Source organism: Luteolibacter sp. Populi (assembly GCF_040801775.1).
Taxonomy (GTDB): domain Bacteria; phylum Verrucomicrobiota; class Verrucomicrobiia; order Verrucomicrobiales; family Akkermansiaceae; genus Haloferula.
The window spans coordinates 1,476,970-1,502,876 of sequence record NZ_CP161812.1 but is presented as its reverse complement, the minus strand read 5'-3'; the positions used below and the strand labels follow the sequence as shown (position 1 = coordinate 1,502,876).

General features: G+C 64.0%; 16 protein-coding genes. 8 read left to right on the top strand and 8 right to left on the bottom strand.

Annotated elements, in window-relative coordinates; genetic code table 11:
* Window positions 1–415: 415 nt before the first annotated feature.
* On the top strand, window positions 416–4,975 hold the full coding sequence (locus tag ABWK72_RS05895) for a lamin tail domain-containing protein (RefSeq protein WP_367873855.1): 4,560 nt from the start codon (window positions 416–418) through the stop codon (window positions 4,973–4,975).
* Between the two features lie 48 nt (window positions 4,976–5,023).
* Here the strand turns inward: ABWK72_RS05895 and ABWK72_RS05890 are convergent, their stop codons facing one another.
* Together ABWK72_RS05890 and ABWK72_RS05885 are read right to left on the bottom strand one after the other, a co-directional pair.
* Window positions 5,024–5,590, bottom strand: coding sequence for a hypothetical protein (locus ABWK72_RS05890; RefSeq protein WP_367873854.1), 567 nt, complete (start codon window positions 5,588–5,590; stop codon window positions 5,024–5,026).
* 546 nt (window positions 5,591–6,136) lie between these two features.
* Window positions 6,137–7,069: an ABC transporter ATP-binding protein gene (locus ABWK72_RS05885; protein ID WP_367873853.1), complete on the bottom strand. Its 933-nt coding sequence runs from the start codon at window positions 7,067–7,069 to the stop codon at window positions 6,137–6,139.
* Between the two features lie 161 nt (window positions 7,070–7,230).
* Between ABWK72_RS05885 and ABWK72_RS05880 the strand changes: the two genes are divergently transcribed.
* The 4 genes from ABWK72_RS05880 (at window position 7,231) to ABWK72_RS05865 (ending at window position 13,131) form a co-directional block, all read left to right on the top strand.
* Window positions 7,231–10,023, top strand: a complete 2,793-nt coding sequence (locus ABWK72_RS05880; protein WP_367873852.1) for a 2-oxoglutarate dehydrogenase E1 component — start codon at window positions 7,231–7,233, stop codon at window positions 10,021–10,023.
* Between the two features lie 55 nt (window positions 10,024–10,078).
* Complete coding sequence (sucB, locus tag ABWK72_RS05875; protein ID WP_367873851.1) at window positions 10,079–11,521, top strand: dihydrolipoyllysine-residue succinyltransferase; 1,443 nt, start codon at window positions 10,079–10,081, stop codon at window positions 11,519–11,521.
* Between the two features lie 93 nt (window positions 11,522–11,614).
* Window positions 11,615–11,893, top strand: coding sequence for a hypothetical protein (locus tag ABWK72_RS05870; protein WP_367873850.1), 279 nt, complete (start codon window positions 11,615–11,617; stop codon window positions 11,891–11,893).
* 497 nt (window positions 11,894–12,390) lie between these two features.
* Window positions 12,391–13,131: a hypothetical protein gene (locus ABWK72_RS05865; protein ID WP_367873849.1), complete on the top strand. Its 741-nt coding sequence runs from the start codon at window positions 12,391–12,393 to the stop codon at window positions 13,129–13,131.
* 93 nt (window positions 13,132–13,224) lie between these two features.
* On the opposite strand, the gene ABWK72_RS05860 is transcribed toward ABWK72_RS05865, so the two are convergent.
* The 4 genes from ABWK72_RS05860 to ABWK72_RS05845 form a co-directional block, all read right to left on the bottom strand.
* Window positions 13,225–16,521 carry an efflux RND transporter permease subunit gene (locus ABWK72_RS05860; protein ID WP_367873848.1) on the bottom strand — a complete coding sequence of 1,099 codons (3,297 nt, stop codon included), beginning with the start codon at window positions 16,519–16,521 and terminating at the stop codon, window positions 13,225–13,227.
* Window positions 16,518–17,663, bottom strand: coding sequence for an efflux RND transporter periplasmic adaptor subunit (locus ABWK72_RS05855; RefSeq protein ID WP_367873847.1), 1,146 nt, complete (start codon window positions 17,661–17,663; stop codon window positions 16,518–16,520). The genes ABWK72_RS05860 and ABWK72_RS05855 overlap by 4 nt, the downstream gene beginning before the upstream one ends.
* A gap of 9 nt (window positions 17,664–17,672) precedes the next feature.
* A complete protein-coding gene (locus ABWK72_RS05850; protein ID WP_367873846.1) occupies window positions 17,673–19,082 on the bottom strand; it encodes an efflux transporter outer membrane subunit in 1,410 nt (469 codons plus the stop codon).
* A 75-nt stretch (window positions 19,083–19,157) separates the two neighbouring features.
* On the bottom strand, window positions 19,158–19,862 hold the full coding sequence (locus ABWK72_RS05845) for a TetR/AcrR family transcriptional regulator (protein ID WP_367873845.1): 705 nt from the start codon (window positions 19,860–19,862) through the stop codon (window positions 19,158–19,160).
* A gap of 159 nt (window positions 19,863–20,021) precedes the next feature.
* Here ABWK72_RS05845 and ABWK72_RS05840 point away from each other — a divergent pair, with 159 nt between their 5' ends.
* Window positions 20,022–21,338 (top strand): NAD(P)/FAD-dependent oxidoreductase, encoded by a 1,317-nt coding sequence (locus tag ABWK72_RS05840; RefSeq protein WP_367873844.1) that lies wholly within the window; start codon window positions 20,022–20,024, stop codon window positions 21,336–21,338.
* Window positions 21,339–21,437: 99 nt separating this feature from the next.
* Window positions 21,438–22,724: a hypothetical protein gene (locus ABWK72_RS05835; RefSeq protein WP_367873843.1), complete on the top strand. Its 1,287-nt coding sequence runs from the start codon at window positions 21,438–21,440 to the stop codon at window positions 22,722–22,724.
* A 148-nt stretch (window positions 22,725–22,872) separates the two neighbouring features.
* Here the strand turns inward: ABWK72_RS05835 and ABWK72_RS05830 are convergent, their stop codons facing one another.
* Complete coding sequence (locus ABWK72_RS05830) at window positions 22,873–23,538, bottom strand: hypothetical protein (protein WP_367873842.1); 666 nt, start codon at window positions 23,536–23,538, stop codon at window positions 22,873–22,875.
* 192 nt (window positions 23,539–23,730) lie between these two features.
* Between ABWK72_RS05830 and ABWK72_RS05825 the strand changes: the two genes are divergently transcribed.
* Window positions 23,731–24,903, top strand: coding sequence for a glycoside hydrolase family 3 N-terminal domain-containing protein (locus ABWK72_RS05825; protein WP_367873841.1), 1,173 nt, complete (start codon window positions 23,731–23,733; stop codon window positions 24,901–24,903).
* A 540-nt stretch (window positions 24,904–25,443) separates the two neighbouring features.
* Here the strand turns inward: ABWK72_RS05825 and ABWK72_RS05820 are convergent.
* On the bottom strand, window positions 25,444–25,902 hold the full coding sequence (locus ABWK72_RS05820) for a RidA family protein (protein ID WP_367873840.1): 459 nt from the start codon (window positions 25,900–25,902) through the stop codon (window positions 25,444–25,446).
* Window positions 25,903–25,907 lie beyond the last annotated feature (5 nt).

Sequence of the window (25,907 nt, the reverse complement as noted above, 5' to 3'; positions counted from 1 at the left end):
AAGCAGCGTGAGGAATGAGGGGGCATCGCCCAGGACCGTATTGACCGCCCGGTCCATCTTTTCAAGGCGGAGTGTATCCGTCCGTGCTGTTGCAATGGTGCCGGAGCTTGGAACCACCCGGGAGCCTCTAAAAAGGGCCGCCGGACCGGAGGGCGCTGGGCCAACCGGACTTCCAAGGATTAGCAGAAACGGACAGTTTCGTCAACCGGGTCGGTGTTCTGGTGAGTAGTCCTAAGCAATTCCCTCCGACGCGGGATTCCCCCGGAACCCCCTGTAAGGGAAACCCCGAATCGTGCTTTTGCTGGGATTTCCGGATTGAACATCAATGCGTGAGGGGGCTTTTGACGTCTATCCGCAGCTGGTTCCACCCCCTCCATCGGCCCGGATAACCTCCCCCCAGTCTCTGTTCCCCCGCATGAGAATTTCATCCCCCTTCCTCAGGGTAGCCTGCGTACTACTCCTGGCACTCCTTCTGAAACCTGTCGAAGCCGTTGGCGTCTACTCGTCGAGCATCGTCATCAGTGAATTCCTCGCCTCGAATGGTAATGGCCTCGCCGATGAGAACGGTTCGCGCGAGGACTGGATCGAAGTCCACAACCCGACGCCGTTTCCGGTCAGCCTGAACGGCTGGTACCTCACCGACACGGCGAGCTCACTGACGAAGTGGAAGTTCCCGGATGTGACCCTGCCTTCGAAGGGCTTCCTCGTGGTCTTCGCCTCGGACAAGAACCGCCGCAACCCGGCGGCCAACCTCCACACCAATTTCAAGCTCAGCGCCGGCGGTGAATACCTCGGGCTGATCAAGCCGGACGGCGTCACGATCGCTTGGCAATACACGCCGGTTTTCCCCGAGCAGCTTACCAATGTTTCCTACGGCGTGACCCCGATCGCGGGGCCCGCCACGACGTTGATCACCGCCGGAGCCGACGCCCAGGTAATGGTCCCCCAGACCGCCCCGCCCGCCGATTGGACCCAGCCCGGGTTCCCGGCGGCGGGGTGGTCTTCCGGCCCGAGCGGGATCGGCTACGACGAGACGCCGATCCTCTTCGGCGGCGCGAGGGTCCTTTTCGTCGGCAATCTGGCGGCGAACGGCAGCACCAGCGCGGGTGACCAAACCGTGATCGACCGCCTGACCGCGGTGATGGGCCACCGCGTGACCGTGATCGATGACAACGCGGTCGTCGCCGCGAATGCCACCGGCATGAACTTGGTAATCGTGTCCTCCTCGGTCGGCGCAGTCGCCGTGAATACCAAGCTGCGCGATGTCGCCGTGCCGCTGATCAACTGGGAGCGCGGCCTGACCGATGACTTCCTGCTCAGCAGTGCCGGCAGTGCGGTGAACTTGCAGACCGACATCAATCTGACCACGCTCGGTTCCACCCATGCCGTGGGCGCAGGCCTCGCCGCCGGGCCACTGGCGGTCCGCTCGACGCCGGGGACTTTCAACGTTGCTTCGATTAGCAATCTCGCGCCGGGCGCGAAGGTGCTGGCGACCGCCACGACCGGTGAGCCCGCAATCCTGGTCGTCGACCAAGGCCAGATGCTGCGCGGCAACGGCTTGGCCCCGGCGGTCCGCATCGAGACTTTCCTGGGCGATGACGGGGTGTCCCCGCTGACCCCGCAGGGCCTGGCGCTCTTCGATGCCTGCATCAACTACGGCTTGGGCAACTACCTCCCGACCGCTCCTTACAACGATGTCATCAAGACGGACATCGCCGCGTCCATGAAGGGCCTCGGCAGCACGGCGCTGGTGCGCCTGCCCTTCACCCCGGAGTCGGTCGGCTCCTTCGATTCGCTCCTGCTGCGGATCAAGTATGACGACGGTTTCGTCGCCTACCTCAACGGCATGGAGGTCGCGCGCCGCAATGCACCCGAAGTCGTGGCGTGGGATTCCGTGGCCACGGTCCGCCGCGCTACCGAAGCCGGTTTGACGGCTGAGACCATCGACATCAGCGCTTTCCTCAATCTGCTGGTGGCGGGTCAACCGAACGTGCTGGCGGTCCAAGGCCTGAACTACTCGGCCAACGATGACAACTTCCTGCTGGTACCCGAGCTGATCGGCGGCGGCGAGGTCCAGCCCTACTACCAGTACTACACCACGCCGACCCCGCGTGCGGTGAACGATAACAGCACGCTCGGACTGGTTCCCGAGACCACTTTCGATGTGGAACGTGGCTACTTCACCGAGCCCTTCAACCTGACCCTTTCCAATGAAATGGGGGACAACGCAGTCATCCGCTACACCACGGATGGCTCCGCGCCGACGGCCACCACCGGCACCATCTACACCGATCCCATCGCGATCAGCACCACCACCGTGATCCGCGCGGCGGGCTTCCGCAGCGGGTATAGCACCGGCAAGCCAGAGACCCGGACTTACCTGAAGATCGCGGACATCATCTACCAGCCCGCGGCGATTCCCGGCTGGCCGCAGCCGGTCATCCCGGTGGGGGTCGGTTCGCGGATCCACGACTACGAGATGGACCCGGAAATCGTGAACGATCCGGCCTATACCGAGGACCTGATCAAGGGCATGACCGAGATCCCGACGATGTCGCTGGTGGTGAACAAAGCCGACATGTGGAATGCCGTAGGCGGTACCGGCTTCTACCGCAACGACGACCTCAAGAAGCCGGCCTCGATCGAGTTCATCAACCCGCAGGACCCGACGGAAAACGTCCAGGCGGATTGCAGCGTGGAGGGCCACAGCCATGACCGCATGAAGCGCTCGCTGCGCCTGTCCTTCTCCAGCGCTTACGGCGAGTCGAAGTTCGAGTCGAAGCTCTTCAGCGGCTCGCCTCTCTTCCCGGGCGAGGGCCACAGCAGCGTCGACAAGATCGTCCTGCGCTCCGGGAACAACCACAGCTTCGCCCGCACCTGGAACCCGACCCGCAGCACGTACACGGAAGACGAGTGGTACCGCTCGACCCGTGTCGCGATGGGCGGGCCGGGCGCTCCCGGACGCTTCGTGCACCTCTTCATCGATGGCATCTACTGGGGTCTCTACAATCCCGTCGAACGGCCGGACGCCAGCTTCTCCGCGAACGAGCTTGGCGGCGACAAGGACGACTACTTCAGCGTCAACCACGGCGGCACCCACGATGGCGATGCCGCCCGCTGGAACTACGCCCTGGGCGAGCTGACGGAGAAGGACATGGCCGTGCCGGAGAACTATTCCGAGCTGAAGGAATACGTGGATGTCGCCAGCTTCGCGGACTACCTGCTGTGCAGCTTCTACACCGGCATGAACGACTGGCCGGTGAACAACTGGTGGGGTGGCAATCGCAACAACCCGGACGAGCCCTTCAACTTCTACAACTGGGACGGCGAGGTCTCATGGGGCACCGGCACCAGCTCGAATCTGACTGCCTGGGTGCACCCGCTGTTCCGCTCTACCGAGAATGACAGCAGTGCCCCCGCCACGCAGATCTGGCACGCGGCCCGTGCCAATCCGGACTTCCTGATGACGGTGGCCGACCGCGTCTACAAGCACATCTCGGCCGGTGGAGCTCTCGGTACGGACGCCGCCGTAGCCCGCTGGGATGCGGTGAACAACCATGTCCGCAACGCGATCATCGCCGAATCGGCGCGCTGGGGCGATACGATCCAGGAGCCGCCTGTGCGCCGCGACGTGGAATGGCAGGCGGAGGTCACCCGCATCCGCAACCTGATGACGAAGGGAACGGCCGATGGCTCGGGCAGCTTGAGCAACGCCAACATCCTGCGCAACGCGATGCGCGGCCAGGGCTACTACCCGTCCATCGATCCGCCGTCCTTCAGTCAGGAAGGCGGGGCGATTCCGGAAGGCTTCACGCTTGAGATGAGCAATCCGAATGCCGCGGGCACGATCTACTACACCGTGGATGGTTCGGATCCGCGCTTATCCGGGGGAGCGCTTGATCCGGGCGCTGGGATCTACAGCGGGCCGGTGCCGATCGGCTACACGCTAACCGTGAAGGCGCGCGTGCTCAACGGCACGACCTGGAGCGCGCTGAACGAACGCTCCTTCGTCTCCGGCGTGCTTCCGCCGCTGCGGGTCACGGAGCTGATGTATAACCCCGCCGATCCGAATGGTGACGAGATTGCGGAGGGCTTCACCGATAACGAGCAGTTCGAGTTCATCGAGATCCATAACCACGGGGATCATGGGATCGACCTGAGCGCGGCGAATTTCACCAGCGGCTTGGACTTCACCTTCGGCCAGAAGATGATCCATCCCGGCGAAACCATGCTGCTGGTGCATAACGCAGCCGCCTTCTCGGTGCGCTATGGCGGCGGCTTCAACATCGCCGGGGTCTTCGAAGGCAGCCTCGACAACCAGGGCGAACGCATCCGCTTGAAGAGCGTGGCCGGGGAGACGCTGATCAACTTCGTCTATGACGTGACTTGGTATCCCGCGGCCAATGGCACCGGGCACTCGCTGGTCGCGGCGGATCCGGATGGCGATCCGGCCCTATGGAACCAAGCGGCAGGCTGGCGGGTGAGTGCCGATGCCGGTGGCTCGCCGGGTGTCGAGGATCCGCCACCGCACACCGTCGGCGGGGTGATGACTTATGAGCAATGGCGTCAGCTCCACTTTACCGGCGGGGATCTCGCCGATCCGGGCATCAGCGGGCCGGATGCCGACAGTGATGGCGACGGCACGGCGAACCTTCTCGAATACGCTTTCGGGACCGATCCGGAGGTCGCCAGCACCGAGCGGGTGCGGGTCAATGGCGAGGTCTTCGAAGCCCGGGGAATCCCGGAGATCGATACGGTCGGTGCGCGCCATGCGATCTTCTGCCGCAGGAAAGGCGGCAACACGGTCGGGCTAAGGGTCCGGCCCGTGTTCAGCGGGGATCTCGCCGGATGGGAGGAGGCGGAAAGCGAACCGGTCGTGATCGCGGATGATGGGGAGATCGAGGTGATCTCGATGTCCTTCCCGGAAGGTGGAGGGAGCCGCTACTTCCGGGTGGAGGCGACGCAGATGGAGTAGGAGAGTGTCGTTTCCCAGGGGGGTGTGTCGGTGATAGGAGCGGCGGGGTTAGAGTTTCCGCCGGGGCTCGGGTGCCGAATTAAATCCTCCGCCGGGCATGAGTGGCGGCGACTTGGCGGCACGCCGCCACCCGGTTTGGAGATCGAAGCCGCCGTCCGGCAGGGGAGTGGCGGCATATACGATGAGGTCGGCGTCGTGCTCCCGCGCGATTTCGATCCAGCCCTTTTGACCCGGCTCCAGGAACTGCGTGGGGCGGGACTTGATGCTGCCGGACGGGAGCGTCTTGAAGGCACCCTTGGCGTCGTTGTCGCTCCATAGGTCCGCCTGCTGGTCGCTGTCCCGGCGGTGTTTCACGAGCGTGCCATAGCCGCTCTCCGCCAGTTGGCGCGCATCGAAGGAGAAGATGACGGCAGTCACCATGACCCACGAGCCCCCGTCATCCCTCGGCACGAGGGAGGGTGTGATCAGGGTGAAGACGTGCCGGCCCTGCTCATCGACATAGCCGCCGGTCAAGAGCGAGGCTCCGGGGGCGAGAGTCGCCGCGGATTCCGGAGAGAAGGTGATCTCGTCGTCATCCGGGCCGAGGATCAGCTTGCGCCCGGCTTTGCCCTCCAACCTGGCGATTCCTTCCGGGGCGGGTTTGGGTTCCTTGGTCGGGCGCTGCCTGTGCTTTGTTTCGGGCTCCGCGGAGGGAGCCTTGCTTCCGCTGCTACTTGGGTCCGGGGATGTTTCTCCTGCCAGGGGTGTCGGCTGACCCTCCTCGCAGGAGACCCAGTGCCATCCTCCGAGCAGTAGGAGTAGCGTGGCACCCGGGATCCTCCAATTCATCTGCCCGGTGTAATGCCGCCGGGGGTGCTTTTTGTCGGCGCATCCCGGTCCCCCATTCAGGGCAATGCCTTTCGGGATTTGCCTTCCGCGGCTCCGCCGCCGTGGACTGCGCGCAGCCTCCTGCCGCTGTCCCGATGCAGCCTGCTGCGAGGGGCGCTGCAAAGGCGAAGCACCGGGTGCGGCGAGCCGCGGACGAAGCGGGAGAAGGAACTTTCCCGTAATTCACGACAGCAGGCTGCGCGCAGTCCACGGTCGCTGCGCGACTGCCGTTCCGGACAGCCTGCCGGTGAATCCTTCCGCGCTCCCAGGGGGGCTTCTCGTGGGTTCGGGATCTCAATCCCGCCGCGTCAGCTCGACGAAGACATCCTCCAGGGTCGCGTCCTTGCGGTGCAGGCTGCGCAGGGGCCAGCCGTATTGGGCGACAAGTTCGTGGATGCGCTCGCGGGCGTCGCTTCCTGAATCGACGAGGATCTCGTAGTGCGCCCAGTCCTCGCCCTGTGCTTCGTGGGTGACGCGCTTGACGTGGTCCATCCGCTGCAGGGCAGGGGCGATCACCGCGGGATCGCCCGAAATTTCGGCGTGGATCCGGCCTGCCGCGCGCATGCCGGCGACGAGGTTCTGCGGGGTGTCCTGGGCCTTGATCACGCCGCCATCGATGATGATGACCCGGCCGCAGGTCATCTCGACCTCGTGCAGGATGTGGGTGGAAAGCAGGATCGTGTGGTTTTCCGCGAGGCGCTTGATCAGCTCGCGGATCTGGCGGATCTGGTTCGGGTCGAGGCCGTTGGTCGGCTCGTCCAGGATCAGGAGCTGTGGCTCGTGGACGAGGGCATCGGCGAGGCCCACGCGCTGGCGGTAGCCCTTCGAGAGGACTTTGATCATCTTGCGACGGACTCCTTCCAAGCCGCAGACCTCGATCACCTCGTTGACCCGGCGGCGGCCGTCGCGGCTGGAGAGGCCCTTGAGGGAGGCGCGGTATTTGAGGAACTCGCGCACCCGCATGTCGTCGTAGAGCGGGACGTTTTCCGGCATGTAGCCGATGCAGCGCCGGGCTTCCAGCGATTGGCGGAAGACGTCGTAGCCGGCGATGCTGGCGCTGCCGGAACTGGCCGGGAGGTAGCCGGTGAGCATCCGCATCGTGGTGGTCTTACCGGCGCCGTTCGGCCCCAGGAAGCCGACGATTTCGCCCTTTTGGACGCTGAAGTCGATGCCACGCACCGCGGTGTGGCGGGCGAAGCTCTTGGTAAGTTCCCGGACTTCGATCATGGAAGGGGTATGAATTGCTGGAAATGCGGCGATTACTGGAAATCCCGGAAAAACCGCCTTGTGCGTTGACGCGTCCGGGGCTGCCTCTTACCTAAGCGCTGCGCGCGAGGGGCCAAGCGGGAATTTCCGCGATCTCCCGCCTGCACCCGAAATACCCGCCCATGAAATCGTCGGTTTCCGCCCGCTTCAATGCGGACTTGCTGGAGGAACAATACGCGCTGTGGAGCGCTGATTCCCGTTCGGTCGATCCTACTTGGGCGGCCTTTTTCGAGGGTTTCGAACTGGGCGTGGCCCAACTCCGGCCGAAAGGCGGGGAAGCTGCCGCGCCCGCCGCTGCTCCTGCGCCGGCCGCTCCAGTTGAAGCTGCTCCGAGCGAAGGCCACCTGGCCTTCTACGGCAAGGTCGTCAGCCTCGTTTACAATTTCCGCGCCCTCGGCCACACCCAGGCGCGCATCAATCCGCTCAGCGGGCCGGAGCGCAATCCGCGCCTCGCCCTGTCCCAATTCGGTTTCACCGAGGAGGACCTCGAAAAGGAAGCTTCCAATCCGCTGTTCCGCGACGGTGCGAAGATGAAGCTGCGCGACATGCAGACCGCCCTGGAGTCCACTTATTCCGGCTTCATCGGCTTCGAATTCACCCACATTAATAATACCGTGGTGCGCCACTGGGTGCGCGAGCGGATCGAGGAACATGCCCTGCGCGAGGCGGACCCCGCGGATCGCAAGTTGCGGGCGCTCGGCTGGCTGATCGAGGCGGAGAGCTTCGAGAATTTCATCGGCAAGAAGTTCCTCGGCGAGAAGCGCTTCTCGCTGGAAGGCGGCGAGGGGGCGATGGTCTTCCTCAATGCGATCCTCGAAAGGTGTCCCGCCGCCGGGGTGCTGGAAATCGAGATGGGCATGTCCCACCGCGGTCGCCTCAACATGCTGGCGAATTTCGTCCGCAAGTCGCTGACCACCATTCTCTACGAATTCACGCCGAACTACATGCCCGACCTGGTGGCGGGGGATGGCGATGTGAAGTACCACCTCGGCTACGAGAGCACCCGCGATCTGCCGGACGGCAAGGTCCGTGTGAGCCTGGCCGCCAACCCGAGCCACCTGGAAGCCGTGAACTCGGTGGTCGAGGGCAAGGCCCGCGCCCGCCAGCGCCTGATCGGCGATGACGGGGTAAGCACCGACCGCAAGCGCGTGCTGCCGATCCTGCTGCACGGGGATGCCGCCTTCGCCGGCCAAGGTTCGGTCGCCGAATTGCTCAATCTTTCCCAGCTTCCCGGCTACCGCACGGGTGGCACGATCCACCTCATCATCAACAACCAGATCGGCTTCACCACGATGCCGGCCGATGCCCGCTCCTCCGCCTATGCGACGGACGTGGCCAAGATGATCGAGGCCCCGATCCTGCACGTGAACGGCGAGGAGCCGATGGAACTCTACTGGGCCGCGCAATTCGCCCTCGAATTCCGCCAGAAGTTCGGCCGCGACGTGGTGATCGACATGTATTGCTACCGCCGCCAGGGCCACAACGAGACCGACCAGGCCGCGTTTACCCAGCCGCACATTTACAAGCTGATCCAGGATCGCGAGACCATCGGCCAGATCTACAAGAAGCAGTTGGTGGGGCAGGGTGTCCTTACCTCCGAGGAAGCGGCTGGCATCGAGAAGGAAATCTGGGATCGCTTCGAAGCCGGCCACGCCAAGATGGTGGAGATGCAGGCCACCGGCGACCGCAGCGTCTTCAGCGGCTCCACCGCCGTCGAGCAGGCACCCTACAATCACGCGCCGGTGCCGACCGGCATCTCGCGCGACATTCTCCAACACGTCGGCCGGGTGCTGACAACGGTGCCGGAAGGCTTCAACCTCCATCCCACGCTGGCCAAGCGCTTCATCCCGCGCCGCCAGGAGGCGCTGGAGAAGGGCGGCCCGATCGACTGGGCATTCGCCGAATCGCTCGCATGGGGTGCGCTGCTGACGGAAGGTCACCAGGTGCGTTTGTCCGGCCAGGATTGCCGCCGCGGGACTTTCTCGCAGCGCCATGCGGTGTTCTATGATTCCGACTCGCGCGCCCGATACATCCCGCTCGAGCATGTGAGCCCGACGCAGGCGAAATTCTGCGTTTACAACTCGCTGCTCTCGGAGTTCGCGGTGCTGGGTTTCGACTACGGCTACTCGATCGGTGCGCCGAACATGCTGACCCTGTGGGAAGCCCAGTTCGGCGACTTCTCGAACGGTGCGCAGGTGATCATCGACCAGTTCATTTCCTCCGCGGAGTCGAAGTGGCAGACGCCGACCAACCTGGTCCTGCTGCTGCCGCACGGCTACGAAGGCATGGGCCCGGAGCACTCCAGCGCCCGCCTCGAGCGCTTCCTGCAGCTCTGTGCGGACAAGAACATGATCGTCGGCAACTTCACCACGCCGGCGCAGTATTTCCACGCGCTGCGCCGCCAGAAGGCTCGGAGCTTCCGCAAGCCGCTGATCCTGATGACGCCCAAGAGCCTGCTGACCCGCCCGGAAGCAGTCTCCTCCGAGGCCGATTTCCTGGAAGGTTCCTGCTTTCAGGAAGTGCTGCCGGATCCGCTGCACCACGAGGATGCCAAGCAGGTCGAGCGCATCGTCTTCTGCACCGGCAAGGTCTACTACGACCTGGCCGCCTACCGCGACGAACACAAGATCACGAACACCGCGATCCTGCGCATCGAGCAGCTCTACCCCTTCCATGATGAATTGGTGGGGGCACTGGTCGGCCAATACGGCTCCGCGTCCAAGTTCGTCTGGTGCCAGGAAGAGCCGCTCAACATGGGTGCCTGGTCCTACATTTTCCCGCGTCTGGAGAAGGTGCTCGACCGCAAGGTCCGCTACGCCGGCCGTGGCCGCGCTTCCAGTCCCGCCGCCGGTTCCAAGGCCAAGAGCTACGCCGAACAAAAAGCACTGGTCGAAGCCGCCTTCACGGTCGTCTGAGCTTGCTGATTTGTTTAGTAATTAGTGCTTAGTAATTAGTAATTTTCCCTTTCAGATGTCCATCGAAGTCAAAGTCCCCGCCGCCGGCGAATCCATCACCTCCGCCAATGTCGCCCGCTGGCACAAGCAGAACGGCGATGCCGTGAAGAAGGGCGAAGTGCTGGTGACGCTCGATACCGACAAGGTCTCCAGCGATCTCGAAGCCGCCGCGGATGGCGTCCTCAAGATCATCGTCGGGGAAGGGGAGGAAGTGGCCATCGGCACCTTGATCGCGACGCTGGAAGAAAGTTCCGGCACCCCGGCCGCTGCCGCGCCTGCCGCAGCACCGGCACCTCCTGCCGGGGCTCCGGCATCTGCTCCGCAAGCGGCCGCCGCACCGCCTCCGCTGCCTGCTTCGACACCACAGGTGATCGACGTGAAGGTGCCTGCCGCCGGTGAGTCCATCACCTCCGCGAATGTGGCCCGCTGGCACAAGAGCGACGGTGCCGCGGTCTCGAAGGGCGAGATATTGGTGACCCTCGACACCGACAAGGTGTCCAGCGAACTGGAGGCGGAAGCTTCCGGCTTGCTCAAGATCCTCGTTGCGGAAGGAAGCGAAGTTTCGATCGGAACGGTCATCGCACGCATCGCCGTGGGCAATACCGCCTCCGCGCCCGAGCCTGCGGCTCCGGCACCCGCCGCGCCTGCTGCACCGGCTCCCGCGCCTGCCGCGGAAGCACCGAAGCCGCGCACTTTCGAATTGCCCGCCGCTCCGGCCCCTCAAGCCGCAGCAGCGCCCCAGGCCGCGGCTTCTGCCGATGGTCGCGTGACCCGCAAGAAGATGAGCATGATGCGCCGCAAGATCGCGACGCACCTCGTTAATGCCCAGCAAACCGCCGCGATCCTGACGACCTTCAACGAGGCCGACATGAGCGCCGTGATGGACCTGCGCAAGGCGGTGCAGGAAGACTTCCTCAAGAAGCACGGCGTGAAGCTCGGCTTCATGTCCTTCTTCGTGAAGGCCGTGGTTCAGGCGCTCAAGGACGTGCCGCAGGTCAACGGCATGATCGACGGCCAGGACATCATCGAGAATCACTTCTACGACATCGGCGTGGCGATCGGCACCGAGAAGGGTCTGATCGTCCCCGTGCTTCGCGATGCCGACAAGAAGAGCTTCGCGCAGATCGAGCAGGACATCATCGACTACGCCAAGAAGTCGAAGGAAGGGAAGATCGCCATCGGGGACCTACAAGGCGGCGTCTTCACGATCTCGAACGGCGGCACCTACGGCTCGCTGCTCAGCACCCCGATCCTCAATCCGCCCCAGAGCGGCATTCTCGGCATGCACACCATCCAGCAGCGGCCCATCGCCCTGAACGGACAGGTCGTGATCCGGCCGATGATGTATCTCGCCCTGAGCTATGACCACCGCCTGGTGGACGGCAAGGAGGCCGTGACCTTCCTGATCCGGATCAAGGACTGCATCGAGAATCCGACGCGCCTGATGCTGGAAATGTGAGCCGGCGGAGCGCCTGCTTGCAGTCGGAGCGGCTTTAAGATATGATTCGGGAGGAAACCGGTGGTCGGAAGCCGCAGGTTTTTGCTTAGGTCCATGGGCCGGTTCTTCAAAAAGCGGATCCTTACCGATGAAATCTTGCGCTCGCCTGCTTACCTGCGGGAGCGCTTGAAGAGGTCGGCGGGCATTTCGGTTGCCGTAGGAATCGGAGTTTCGCTCAACGGCTGGCGGATGGGGAGGTCTCCGGTCGAGATGCTGCTGGCGGCCTTAGCGATCTCTGCGGCATTTTTCGCGATCGATGGCGGGCTGGAACACTTCATCTGGTCGTCGCGGGTCCGGAAGTGGGCGAAGTCGAACCCGCTTCCGAGCGAGTGAGCGTGGTCGGGTGATTCTTGGCGCTTCAGGTTTTTTGGAAATTTGACGAGCGAGCGGCTGCATAATTTTGGAAGAATCCGCATTCCATACGAAGCCGCGCATCGGCCTGGCAGGTTCTGCGGTGCGGGGAGGCGCCGCCCGGGGACTTAGACACGAATCTCGATCTAGCAGCTTTTGGAAGCGCCGGGGCCACGGTCTTAAGCACTTCCATGAAATGGAATGGAGCGGGAGAGAAGGTTTTCGGTCTTGCCAGCCTGATCCCGGAGCATTAGTTAGACGCCCGGCAAGGTGCCGGACCGCGTTCTTTTAGCTGGACATTACCTTAAGGGTTTCTTAACTAATTGCCCCATAGGCAGCGTCCGCCCCGCTGGAAGGCAGGTGGTCCGCATTGAGCCGAAAGCTTTTTGGAAAAAGGCCGCAAGGTCGGGTTCCAGAAGGTTGCAGCAACCGAACAACCGAATACCAAGATGCGCAAACACACCAAAATCATCGGCGCCATGGCCGCTGCCTCCGCTCTGCTGGCAGGCTACGCCTCGGCGGAACTTGAAGGGGAAGTCCACGTGGGCTACAGCAGTATCTACGAATTCCGGTTCGTGGATTTCGGCAGCGACCTGGTCGAAGCCGGTGCAGACATTTCCTATGACACCGGTTTCGTCGGCCTCAGCGCCGGTGCCTGGTACGGTTCCGTGGATGACAGCTTCTACAGCTTCAACGAGCTCGACCTCTACGCTGCCGTCAGCAAGGAACTCGGCCCGGTGAACCTTGAGTTGGGCTACATCTACTACGGCTTCGATGCCCCGGGTACCACCGACACACAGGAAGTCTACCTTTCGGCGACCTACAACCTGCCATGGGACATCGCCTTGGGCGCGACCTACTACTACGACTTCGACGCTGCCAACGGTTGGTACCTCCAGCCGGAACTGAGCAAGAGCTTCAAGTTCAACGATTGCCTCGCTCTCAACCTGTCCGCAGGCGTGGGCATCGCGGATGGCCTCGGTGGCCAGCCCCGCGCTGCTAACACCCCTGCATTGGTGGGTGTGGGCCGCACGGCAGACGGCTTCCAAGGTTACTACGTCAAGGCTGAGCTTCCTTGGGAGTTCCGCGAAAACGTAACCATCGCTCCGTATGTGAAATATACCGATGCCGACAGCAAACTTGCAGCGGACATCGGCAGCCGTCTTCGGGGCGGTCAAGACCACCTGATCGGCGGCGTGAAGCTCACCGTGGGCTTCTAAGCCGGCGGGGAGTCATCCCATCCTAGCTTCGGGCGGCCGTGGTAACACGGCCGCCCTTTCTGCATACCGGGATCACCAACCGGTGGTGACTGCCTAGGCGGGGCCGCCACCGGCTTCGAGCGGGATGCTTTCCAAAGCATGCTCGTTGGCATCGAGCGCGAGTTCCTCCTCGTGGCGCTGCATGGCTTCCTTCGTGTAGATCCGGGCGCGGATGTCCTCGAAAAGGGCGTAGACGCAGGGCACGAGAAGCAGCGTATTGAAGAGATTGATCAGGCCGCCGAAGGCCAGGCTCACCGCCATCGGGATCAGGAATTTCGCCTGCACGCTGGTCTCCGTGATCATCGGCACGAGCCCGATGAAGCTGGTTACCGAGGTCAGGAAGATCGGGGTGAAGCGGGCCCGCCCACCGCGCAGCACGGCCTCCTGCACCGTGTGGCCCTCGCGCCGGTAGCGGTTCATGAACTCCACCAGCACCAGGCTTTCGTTGATCACCACGCCCGCCAGCGCGATCACGCCGATGATGCTCATCACGCTGAAATTCATCCCGAACAGGATGTGACCGATGACCGCGCCGATCATGCCGAAGGGAATCACGCACATCACGATCAGCGGCTGAGTGTAGCTCCGCAGCGGCAGGGCGAGCACCATGAAGATGCCGAAGAGCGCGAGGACGAAACCCTTCGAGAGATCCGAGACGCTCTCGCGCTGGTCCTTCTGTTCGCCTTGGAAGCCCCACATCACGCTGGGGAATTTCTCGTGCATCTTCGGGAAGAGGTCGGCGTGCATCCACTCCACCACCTCGTTGGCATTCGCGTTGGGATTGGTGCGGTCGATATCGGCGGTCACGCTGATCGCGCGGAAGCGGTTGGCGCGGCGGATCAGGGCATAGCCGCGGCCCTCCTCGGCGTTCGCCACTTCCACGAAAGGGATCTCCTCGCCGCTATCGGTCCGGATCCGCATGTCGGAGAGATTCTGCAAACTACGGCGTTCCTCGTAGGGATAGCGGACGTAGACGCGGACCTCGTCGCGGCCGCGCTGGAGGCGCTGCACTTCCTCGCCGTAGAAGGCCTGGCGGGCTTGGCGGGCGATGGTATCGAGCCGCAGGCCGAGAGCCTCGCCTTCTTGCGTGACGCTGAGCTTCACCTCGCGCTTGCCGTCGAGATTGCTATCGCCGATGTCGATCACGCCGTTCTGCGTCGCGAGTTGTTCCTTCACGAACTCCGCCGCCGCATCGAGTTCTTCCATGTCGGGACCGGTGAGTTCGAGGTCCACGGCATTGCCGCCCGCGGAGGTCTGGAGTTGGAAGGACAGCTCGACCGCGCCGGGGATCGGGCCCACGCGCTTGCGCCAATCGGCGATGATCGCGTCGGCTAACAGATCGGGACGATTGCGGGCATCGGCCCCCTGAAGCTCGATGGTGACCTCACCGACGTTGACGCCCCTCGCTCCCTGGAAGCTCAGGCCCGGCGTGTAGGGCTGCGAGCCCACGCTGGAGAGCAGGTGCTTGATGATCGGCCGCCCGTGCTGGTCCTGGATGTCCTTCTGGATAGCCAGCGCGGACTCCTCGATCTTGCGCACGGCGGCCTCGGTGGTCTCCACCGGCACGCCGTTCGGCAGGGTCAGCTTCGCGCTGATGACCTCCGCCTCGACCCGCGGCATGAACTCGAATTTCACCAGCTTCCCGCTTGCGAGAAGGCCGAGCGTGATCAGCAGGATCGCCGCGAAAGCCGCCACCGTGGCATGGCGCCATTCCACCAGCTTTTCAAGCAGCGGTCCATAGATGCGGCGCACGAAGCTATCCAGTGTGCCGGCGATTTTCTGTTGGAGCCGGAGAATGGGATTCGGATTGTCCCGGTTGACCGGCTTCAGGTGCGAAAGGTGAGCCGGGAGGATCAGATTCGTCTCGATCAGCGAGACGATCAGCACCGGGATGACGATCCACGGGATCTGCCGCCAGATATTCCCGCTCACCCCTTTCACCCCGAACATCGGCATGAAGGCGATCATCGTCGTGAAGACCCCGAAGGCCGCCACGCTCATCACCTCCCAGGTGCCGCGCGGGGCCGCGAGATGCGCCGGCTCGCCCTGCTCGATGCGCTCGTTCACGCGCTCGCCCACCACGATCGCATCGTCCGTCACGATCCCCAGCACCAGGATGAAGGCGAAGAGCGAGATCATGTTGATCGAGATGTCCCCGTGGGGCAACGCGATCAGTGCACCGGCGAAGGCGATCGGAATCCCCACCGCCACGTGAAAAGCCAGCGCAGGCCGCAAGAAGAGCGCCAGCGCAATGAAGACCAGCGCGAAGCCCTGCAAGCCGTCCCATAGCAGCAGGTCGATGCGGCCTTCGAGCAAGACCGCCTCATCGTTCCAGATTTCCAGATCGACGCCCTTTGGCACGTGGGTCGCCTTCTCGGAGACGAAGTCGCGCACCAGTTCCGCGACCCTCAGGGTATCTTCATCGCCGGTGCGGAAGATATTCAGGAGGATCGCCGGATGCCCGTCGTAGCGGGAGTAGAGGTCTTCCTCCTTGAAGCCGTCCACCACCTTCGCGATATCGGCGAGCTTTACCACGGTGCCGTCGGGCCGCGTCACCACCGTGATCTTGCCGATATCCTCCGCCTCGTAGCGGCGGTTCTGGGCGCGGATCAAGATCTCGCCCGCCTTGGTTCGGACCGATCCGCCGGGCAGGTCGAGCGAGGTCGAGCGCACGGCATTCGCCACTTGCTCGAAAGTGAGACCGTATTCGCGGAGGGTGCTCTCGGAGACCTCGATCGAAATCTCGTGGTCGCGCACCCCCGCCAGATCGATCTGGGTAATGCGGGCCTCGCCGAGAACCGCGTTCTTTGCGCCGTCCCAGGCCTTGTCCAGCGCGTTCGCGGGGGCCTTGCCCGTATAGGAGAGCAGGTCGTCGCGAACCCCTTCCGCGATCGCTCGCAAGGTCCGCTCGTCGGTATCCGCGGTCACGGCAATGCTCATCACCTGGTGCTTCAACAGCACGTCGGCGATGATCGGCTTCTCGACGCTCTCTGCGAAATTCTGGATCGCATCGACCCGGCTCTTCACGTCGTTGAGCACCTTGCGGGTGTCCTTGCCGGAGGCTACCTCGACGATCACCACGCCGACGCCTTCCGAGCTGTTAGACGTGAGCCGCTCGATCCCGTCGAGGTCTTGGATCGCTTCCTCGACCGGGAGGCAAACGCCCTTCTCGACTTCCTCGGGAGTAGCGTTCGGGTAAGGCGTGTTGACGGTGATGAAGTTCGCGGAGATCTCCGGGAAGATCTCCTTCTTCAAGCGGATCCAGGTCACGATGCCGCCCACCAAGAGGACGATCATCAGGAAGTTCGCCGCGACCTTGTTGCGGGCCCAGAATTCGATCAGGCCCTTCATTTGGAGGCGGTTTCCTTTTCAAGTTCCTTGCCGTCGCGGGCGACGATCTTGACCTCCATGCCTTCGATCACCGCGGTCAGGGCGGTGACGCAAAGCTGTTCGCCGTCCTCAAGTCCCTCGGAAACCAGCAGGTCGTCCTGCTCGCTGCGGGCGACCTTGACCTGGCGGGTGGTGATGGTGTGGCCATCGCCGACCACCACCACGCGGTCGCTCTTCACGAAGGCGCGGCGCGGCACGCGGACGACGTGGGGAATCACCAGGCCCTCGATCTCGGTGTGGACGAATTGGCCCGGGAGCGGCGCATCGGGAGCCGTGCCATCGATGCGCGCGACGACCATGATCGAGCGGTTCGCCCGCTGGATCTCGCCCTCGGTGCGATCGACCACCGCCTTCCAGGTGCGGCCGCCGGCGGAGGCGCGCAAGATGATCTCCTGGCCGCGGAGATCGAAGAAGTCCGCGTCCTGGCGCGGCACGGGCAGGCGGACCTCGAGGATCTTCGTGGCGTAGAATTCCGCGAGCGGCCCGGCCTTCGCCACGCGCGTGCCGAGATCGACCAGCTTCTGGCGGATGCGGCCGTCGTAGGGCGCGCGCAGCTTGGTACGCTCCAGATCGCGCATCGCGCGGCTGACAGCGGCCTCGGTGGCGGTCACCTTGGCCCGGACCGCGGCCAATTGTGGAATCCGCTGCACCAACTCGTTCGGCGTCTGGTCCGGGCGGGCGATGCGGCTCCAATCGCGCACCGCCTGCTCCGCGCGCATTTCTTCCTGCACGACCTGAAGCTTGGCATCGGCAAGTGATGATTCCGCCTGCGCGAGTGCTGCCTTGTAATCGGACGGATCGATTTCTAACAGGACCTCGCCCTCCTTGAAATTTCCGCCTGCTTCGTAGTCCGGGGAAACGGCGATCACGGTGCCTTCCACCTCGGCGGCGGCGCGGGTCACGGTGGCGGGTTCCACGGTGCCCTGTGCGGGGATCATCACCCTCATGTCCAGCTTGCGGGCGGTGATCGTTTCGACTTCCGCCACTTGCCTCGGCGGCACCCCCGGCACTGGCACGGCCCGCATTTTGAAGAGGCCGAAAGCGATGGCGGCTCCTGCGAACAGGATGATGATGGCCAGCCAGATCTGGACGATGCGTTTCATGGCAAGGAACTAGGGCCCGCGCACGACGATATCGCCGCCGAGCGCCAAGTGGAGATTGATGCGATTGTCGAGCAGCAGCCGCCGCACGGAAACGAGTGCCGTGGCGGCCTCGATGTGGCGGTTCTGCGCGGCGAGATAGGTGAGCACGCCGCCGGTGCCATTGCGGAATTCCTCGTTGGCGCGCTCGATGGCGTCCTCCGAGAATTCCACCGTCTGCTCCAGCTCTCGCTCCTGGCGGCGCAGATAGGTTTCGGCGACCAGCGATTGCTCGACCTCGCCGAAGGCATCGAGCACGACGCGCTGGAGGTTGGCGCCCGCCTCCCGCTCCGCGGCGTCGGCCTGCTCGATTCCGGCGCGGATGCGGCCGCCTTGGAAGATCGGCTGGGTCAAGCTGCCACCCAGCGACCAAACGCCGTTCGAGCTGCTGAGGATCTTTTCGAGCTGGTCGGTGGTGGTGCCGAGACTGCCGGTCAGCCGGATGCTCGGATACTGCGCCTTGACCGATTCCTCCCGACGCTTGCCGGAGGCCGCGAGCCGACGCTCCGCTTCTAACAAATCAGGCCGCCTCAGAAGAAGCTCGGAGGGCAGGCCGGCCGGCGGGGCAGGGGGCAGCTTCGGCAAGCGCGCCGTTCCGGTCACATCGCCGGAAGGATAGCGTCCTAACAGAAGCTCGAGTTGCCGCAGCGCCCGCTCGCGCTCGCCGCGACGGCGCTCGAGGTCGGAGCGGCTGGTGGAAAGCTCGGTATCGCTCAGCCGGACCTGCGCCGCCGAACCGCCGTCCTCCGCGATGGCGCGTTCGAAGCGCTCCCGGACGAGGGTGTTCGATTCCTCGCGCGATTTCACGGCGCGCTCTGCCAGCGTGACCTGTTCGTTCGCCTCGGCCACGGCGAGCCAGGCCTTCGAGACCTGTGCCGCCAGAGAAGAACGTAGCGCGCGGTCCGCCTGTGCCTGCGCCTGCGCATCCGCGATGGCGGCCTCGGTGCCCGCCTTGACCCGTCCCCACAGATCGACTTCCCATGCCGCCTGCAGCGATACGCCGAAGTTATTGCTGGTGGAGCCACCGCTGACTCCGGGAATCCCGATCAGATTCTGCTTCTGACGGCTGGCCTGCAAGCCCGCGCCCAAGGTCGGAAGACGCTCGGCCCCGGCGATCTTCGCCAGCGCGGCGGCTTGCTCCACGCGGGCGGCGGAAGCGCGCAAGCTCGGATTCGAACGGTCGGCTTCCGCCACCAGCCGCTCCAAGGGCGCGCCTCCGATCCTGCCGACCCAATGGTGATCGACACCGGCCCGGGCCTCCCTGGTGGCCGACCATGATCCGGGAACGTCCCCCGCTTCGCCGCTCCGGGAAGGAGGCGATTGCAAGGCGCAGGCAGTAAGAAGCGCCGCGGTGGCGATAACGCTGGCGCGGAGAAAAGTCATGCTGATTAGGGCAGCCGGTCGATACGCGGGGTGTTTCATTCGCCGCCCCGCGCGGCGGTAAAATCGGGAAAACCGTTAGAAAGGAAACTCCACCTGGGGTCCCTTCGGTTTCGATTCGTCGTCCTCCTCGGCGATGCCTTCCTTCATGCCGGCAGCGGAGAAGCGGATGAATCGCGAAAGAAGCTGCTCCATCGTCGGATTCCCGGCGTCGCCGCCGGAGAAGCGTTGGACGATCTCGGCGTGAGCCATGGTGTGGATCATGGAGCCGGACATCAGATGCATCCGCCACCAGATTTCATCCGCGGGCAGTCCCGGAAGGGCTTTGGAAAGCGCCTTGTGGTAGCGCTGCACCATCGTGATGAAGAGGGTCTCCACCATCGGCGGCAGCTGGCAACCCTGTTGGCCGAACATCCGGCCCATCAGTTTGAAAAACAGCTTTTCGGAAAGCTCCGAGCGCCGCACCTGCGTGGCGAAGGGCCGGATGAAAGCGTCGAGGATCTCCTCCACCGCCACCGGCTTGCCGCCAGCCCGGCGTTCGAGGGCTTCAAGCCGCGCCATGCGCTCCTCCGTCACCGGATTCGTGTAGCGGGCCATCACCACTGCCACCAAGCCTTCGCGGCTGCCGAAATGGTAGTTCACCGCCGCGACGTTGGCCGCCGCCTTGTTGGTGATGTCCCGGACCGACACCCGGTCGAATCCCTCGTCCGCAAACAAGGCCTCCGCCGCTTCAATCAGCCGCTGCTTCGTGGCCACTTTCGAGTCTCCTGCTACCGCGCTCATGGGGAAAACCATGATTCAAGCGCCCCGCGTGTCAAACGAACGATTCAACCCGGCGCCGGTGCATTTGCGCAGAGTCCCCGTTATCAGTGATTTGCGAGCTTGTGAAAATTTTCACAAGCTCCCGGTTGAGTTATTCCGCGATTCTGCGAGGGTAGGCGCATGGCAGCAACGGACAAGGGTGCGAGCCGCGTTTTGATCATCGGCGGAGGCTTCGCGGGCCTCGAATGTGCAAGGACTTTGGCAGGCGATTCCCGCTTTGCCGTGACTTTGGTCGACCGGACGAATCACCACCTCTTCCAGCCGCTCCTTTACCAAGTCGCCACCGCATCGCTCGCCGCGCCGGACATTGCCCGCTCGATCCGCCAGATCTTGGCGGACGCGCCGAATGTCACCGTGCTGATGGATGAGATCGTGACGCTCGATCCGGTCGCCAAGTTCGCCACCGGAAGCTCGGGCGGACGTTACGATTTCGACTACATCCTCCTCGCCGCCGGAGCGCGCACCTCTTACTTCGGCAAGTCGGAGTGGGCCGATCACACGCTGGGCCTCAAATCCCTGGCCGATGCCCAAGGCATCCGCCGGATCGTCCTCTCGAACCTGGAGAAGGCGGAGCTGACGGAGAATCAAGGCGACCGCCGCCGCCTCATGACGGTCGCCATCGTTGGCGGCGGGCCGACCGGGGTGGAACTCTCCGGTGCGTTTTCCGATCTGGTTCACCGCTCGTTGCGGACGAATTTCCGGCGCATCGACACCTCGAAGCTGAAGATCGTGCTGATCGAGGGTTCGGCGCGCATCCTTGAAGCCTTCGATGAGGATCAGAGCGAATACACCCGCCAGCGCCTGAAGGAAATCGGCGTCGAAGTCTGGACCGGCATGCGCGTGGATGACGTGAGGAAGGGCTCGCTGCATTTCACCGACGGCACCGTCCTCGAAGCGGAAGCCATCATCTGGGCTGCCGGGGTCGAGGCTAATCCGCTCACCGCCATGCTCGGCGTGCCGCTCGCCGACCGCGCCGGACGGGTGACTCCGAACGGCGATCTTTCGCTGCCGGGCCTGCCGCACGTCTTCGTGGCGGGGGACCTCGTGCGGATGAAGGATGCGGACGACAAGCCCGTGCCCGGTCTGGCACCTGCCGCGACCCAGATGGGCCGCCACATTGCCAAGCTGCTGAAGGAGGAGAAGCGTCTGGAGCAGGGCCGTTTCGCGGACAAGAAACTCGATCTCAGGCCGCAATTCCGCTACCTCGACAAGGGCTTCATGGCGATCATCGGCAAGAACCACGCGGTCGCGAAAGCTGGTAAGCTCAAGATGAAGGGCCTGCTGGCCTGGTTCGCGTGGCTCTTCATCCACATCGCCTTCCTGATCGGCTTCCGGAACCGTCTTTCGGTGCTGCTGGGCTGGGCCTTCGCCTACATCCGGGACAATCCGGAGGCGCGGATCATCGTGAACCCGCCGGGCACAAAGCCGCAGTGGTGAAGGAAATTCGCCAGCCCTCATTGCGGGAATGATCCGGGGTTTTGTGCCTCCTATTGAGACACTTCGCGGCTCCAGCGGCGTTAAATCCAATGAATCTCCATGTCATCCCGTAACCTCACTCTGATCGGCGCGGTCGTCGTGGCCAGCGCCGGAGCCTTTTTCGCCGGGCGCATGACCGCACCCTCTGGCAATGAACCGGCTTCCGGTTCTGCCGGAACGATGCCAGGGAAAGTTTCCAGCCGCGGCGGGGCGGGAGAGTCCTCGGAAACCGCCCGCCGTGATGGCGCGGCGCGGGATGCCGCGAAGGGCCCTGCCAGTGCCCGTGGTGAGAAGGCCCTCGCCAAGATGCAGGAGCTGATGCTCGTCACCGACCCGATGGAGCGCAGCAAGGCGTGGCTGGATTACATCAACACGATCGACCCGGCGGAATTCGAGTCGGTGGTCGCTTCCTTCCGCTCGTCGGGCCTGACCGACACCCGGATGGCGGAGTATTCGATGTTGCTGACCGCTTGGGCCAAAAAGGACCCGATGCAGGCTCTGGCCTATGCGGATGAGCACACTGGCAACCGCTTCGCCCGGAATACGATTCTCACGAGCTGGGCATCCAGCGATCCCGATGCCGCACTGCGCTGGGCCCGCGAGCACCACGAGGATGAGGACGGCGAGGGCAATCCATGGCTGATCGGCGTGATCCAAGGCATCGCGGCAAGTGATCCGGCGCGGGCCTCCCAATTGCTGACCGAGATGCCCTTTTCGGAGGAACGCGGCGAGGCGCTGGCCGCGCTGCTGCCCCATCTGCTGGCTCAAGGTGGCGATGCCGCGCAGAAGTGGGCGGAGAGTATAGCCGACGACCAGCTCAAGCAGGGCGCGATCGCCCGCGTCGCCGATGCCTTGGCCGCGAAGGATCCTGCCAGTACCGCCGAGTTTCTTATCCGCAATCCGGGCGAGGCCGCGAATCGCACGATGGATGATGTGCTGACCGCATGGATGGAACAGGACAAGGGTGCCGCCGTGGCCTATTACAAGGCCCTGCCCGCCGGCGACGCCCGCACCAATGCCCTGCGCGGTGTCGCCAACAGCATGGCCATGGAGAACCCGCAGGCCGCCGCCGATTTCCTCGATGCCAATGCCGCCGATGCGAACAACGGCGTCTATCAGCAGTTCGTCTGGCATTCCTTCGGCGAGGCTCCCGACCTCGCGGTGAACTACATCGGCAAGATGACCAATGCCCGCGAGCAGGAGCGGATGTACGGCCGCATACTGGACGGCTGGCTACGCCGGGATTTCAACGCCGCATCGAAGTGGATTGGCAGCGCCAACCTGCCGCAGCCCGTGCAGGAACGCGTGCAGAGGCGCATGCAAGAGCAACAGCAGCGGCAGCAGTGAGAGGGGAATGACGAATTTCGAATTCCCGAATGCCGAATGGCTTGTGACAGGGAAGGGATGAAGCCGGAATCAGAAAGATTCAGCCTCACACTTCATTCGTCATTCTGAATTCGACATTCGTCATTTTCCCCGCGTTCGTCATTTCCTCCTAGCCTCGCCGGCGTTCAAGCAGCACTAGCATCAGATAGGATAGCAGCAAGTTCATCTCCTCCCGCGGCGCGAGGTCTGACAGCTTGTCGATCCGGAAGCGCCCCTCGAAGAATGCGGGCTCCTTCGTCAAGCGCATCGCCGGGGTTCCGTCCGAGCGGGATGCGAGGTAGCGGGGATGGAAGAGATAGCCGCTCAACATCCCGATGATCGGGATCTCGCTCAAAAAGGCATCGGCCACCTTCGCGCCGGCATTCTCTTCTCGGATCGAGAAGTCGGGCGTGTTGTCCCCGGGATTGAAAATCTCGTAATGCGCACGCCAGATCGAGCGCCAGCCGCGGCGGCCCACGCTGCCGATTTCGCGCCCGCTGGCATCGGTGGAATTGTAGCGCGCGGACCAGTCGATGACCTTGTTGGCGCGGATCTCCGCCAGGCGGGTCGTTTGGGAGGCATCGGTGAAGATCTCCACGTGTTCGCGGAACTTGAAGATCTTCTGCTTGGTATAGAGGATCGTCCGGCCCGCGGAGTCGGTCAGCGTCGCTTGGCTGGCGAGCGCCAGGATCTTGAAGCTGAGCTGCAGCGGATACTGAAGGCCTTGGAGCGCGCGGGCGATATCATCGGTCGGGGGAAGCGGCGGGACGGTCGGGCTCGCATAGGGATTCTCCATAGGCCGGATACTACAACATGCCCATTGGGAGATGCCAATCCCGGATGACCGGGTGAGCCGCTTTTCGAGTTCCCCCCGAGGTCTCAAATCTCAAATCTCAAATCTCAAATCTCAGATCTCGGATTTCAGATTTGAAATTTCAAATCTTAGATCTCCCTTTCCCGCCCACGCCGCATCCTCCATTCTCCGCCCGTGAATGGTCACTTGCTCCTGCTCGGCGTCCGCGGTCCGGAACTCGCTCCGGATGAAGCGGCACTTTTCCGCAAGCTCCAGCCGGCGGGCTTCATCCTCTTCGGCCGGAACATCACCAGCGCCATCCAGACCCGCAAGCTGACCGACGACCTCCGCGAACTCGTCCACGAGCCGATCCTCGCCATCGACCAGGAAGGCGGACGGGTCACGCGCACCAAGGACATCGCACCCGCGTTGCCATCCGCGAATGCCTTCGCCGCGAAGGGCGATGTGAACTTGAGCGCGCGGGCCGGCGTTCTGACAGGCGATCAACTGCGCCTTCTCGGCTTCAATCTCGATTTCGCACCGGTGCTCGACCTCGACCACCATCCCGGCCTTCAGAACGCCCTGCGCGGCCGCTGCTGGGGCCGCGATCCGCAGCGGGTGATCGATCACGCCGGAAGCTGGAACCGCTGGCTGCGCAAGCGCGCGATCCTTTCCTGCGCGAAGCACTTTCCCGCCTGTGGCCGTGCCTTGTCGGATCCGCACTTCGACCTCCCGGTGAGCGATGCCACGCTCGCCGATCTGCTGAAGGAGGACGTGATTCCCTACACCGCGCTGATGCCGGAACTCGACGCGGTGATGCTCGCGCACGTGCTCTTCCCGGCCATCGATCCGGACCGCCCGGCCTCGCTCTCGAAACGGATCGTCACCGGCTTCCTCCGCGACCAGCTCGGCTTCGACAGGCACCTCGTCCTAACAGACGACCTCGACATGGGCGCGATCGCCGACCGCTACAAAGACAACAGCGACGTGGTCGCGGCGATCGAAGCCGGCAACGACCTGGCGATGATCTGCCACAAGACCGAACGCGCGGAAGCCGCCGCCATCGAGCTCGGCAAGCTGCCCGCCCGCATCACCCAGGATGCGGAGAAGCGCATCGAGCGCTTCCGCAAAAAGCTTCACGCCCCGCTCAAGTGGTCGGACACCCAGTGGCAGACGCTCTGCGGAGAGATCGAGGAACTCATTGCCAAGGTCCCCGAGCCGAAGGCGCTCGAAGCGAATTCGCCGGTGGGGAATATTGAGCGGCTACCGGGAGCGCGGACTTCAGTCCGCCTGAAATTCCAAGGCAGCATCCATCCCCACCAAGGGTTCGCAGGACCGAAGGTGCGGACCAAAGTCCAATGCCTGTAAGGATCTGTCTTCCGCGGCTCCGCCGCCGTGGACTGCGCGCAGCCTGCTGCCGCTGTCCCGATGCAGCCTGCTGCGAGGGGCGCTGCAAAGGCGGAGCACCGGGTGTGGCGAGCCGCGAACGGAGCGTGATACGGAACTCTCCCGTGCTTCACGGCAGCAGGCTGCCTGGCCACAGCGGCAGCGGGCTCTGCCCGTTACCCACATTCCGGTGATGCTTCACGGACGGCTCCACCGCTGGGAGCGCGGAGCCACCGGCCCGCAGAATGGTCCCTGGCTGCCTTGGGCACGGAGAGGCAGGCAGCCAAGCGACGGCGCTTCCACCACCGCCGCGCGATGGAGAGGGCTGCCATGGACCATTCTGCGGGTAGAGCCTCCGCGGTCCCGGGGGGCAGGCATGGGGCGGGACCGGATGTGGGTAACGGGGAGAGCAGGCTGCACGCAGTCCACGGTCGCTATGCGACTCTCGTTCCGGACACCGGCTTATCGCCTCCCACTATCCGCGCGACCGCGGTCGCAAGACCTCCACCCGCTCGGCCGATCTCACTCCACCTCCACGATCATATTGATCTCCACCGCCACGTTCAGCGGCAGCGCGGTGACGCCGAGAGCGGTGCGCGAATGCTTGCCCTTGTCCCCGAAGATCTCGATCAGCAGCTCGCTAGCCCCGTTCACCACCTGCGGGTGACCGTAGAAGTCCGGCGCGGAGGCGACGAAGCCGTTCAGCGCGACGATCCGCACGACCTTGTCCAGCGAGCCGATCTCCTGCTTCACCACCGCCAGGCGGTTCAACACGATGATCCGGGCACCTTCCTGGGCCTGCTCGACCGACACCTCGGCGGGCACCTTGCCGATCACCTTCTTCTCACCATCGATGGGTAGGCCGCCGGAGAGGAAGAGCAGGTTGCCGCTGCGGACGCAATTGACGTAGGCGGCGACGGGAACGGGAACTTCCGGAAGGGCAAGGCCGAGGGACTCGATGCGGGCAAGGATGTGATCCATGCCGC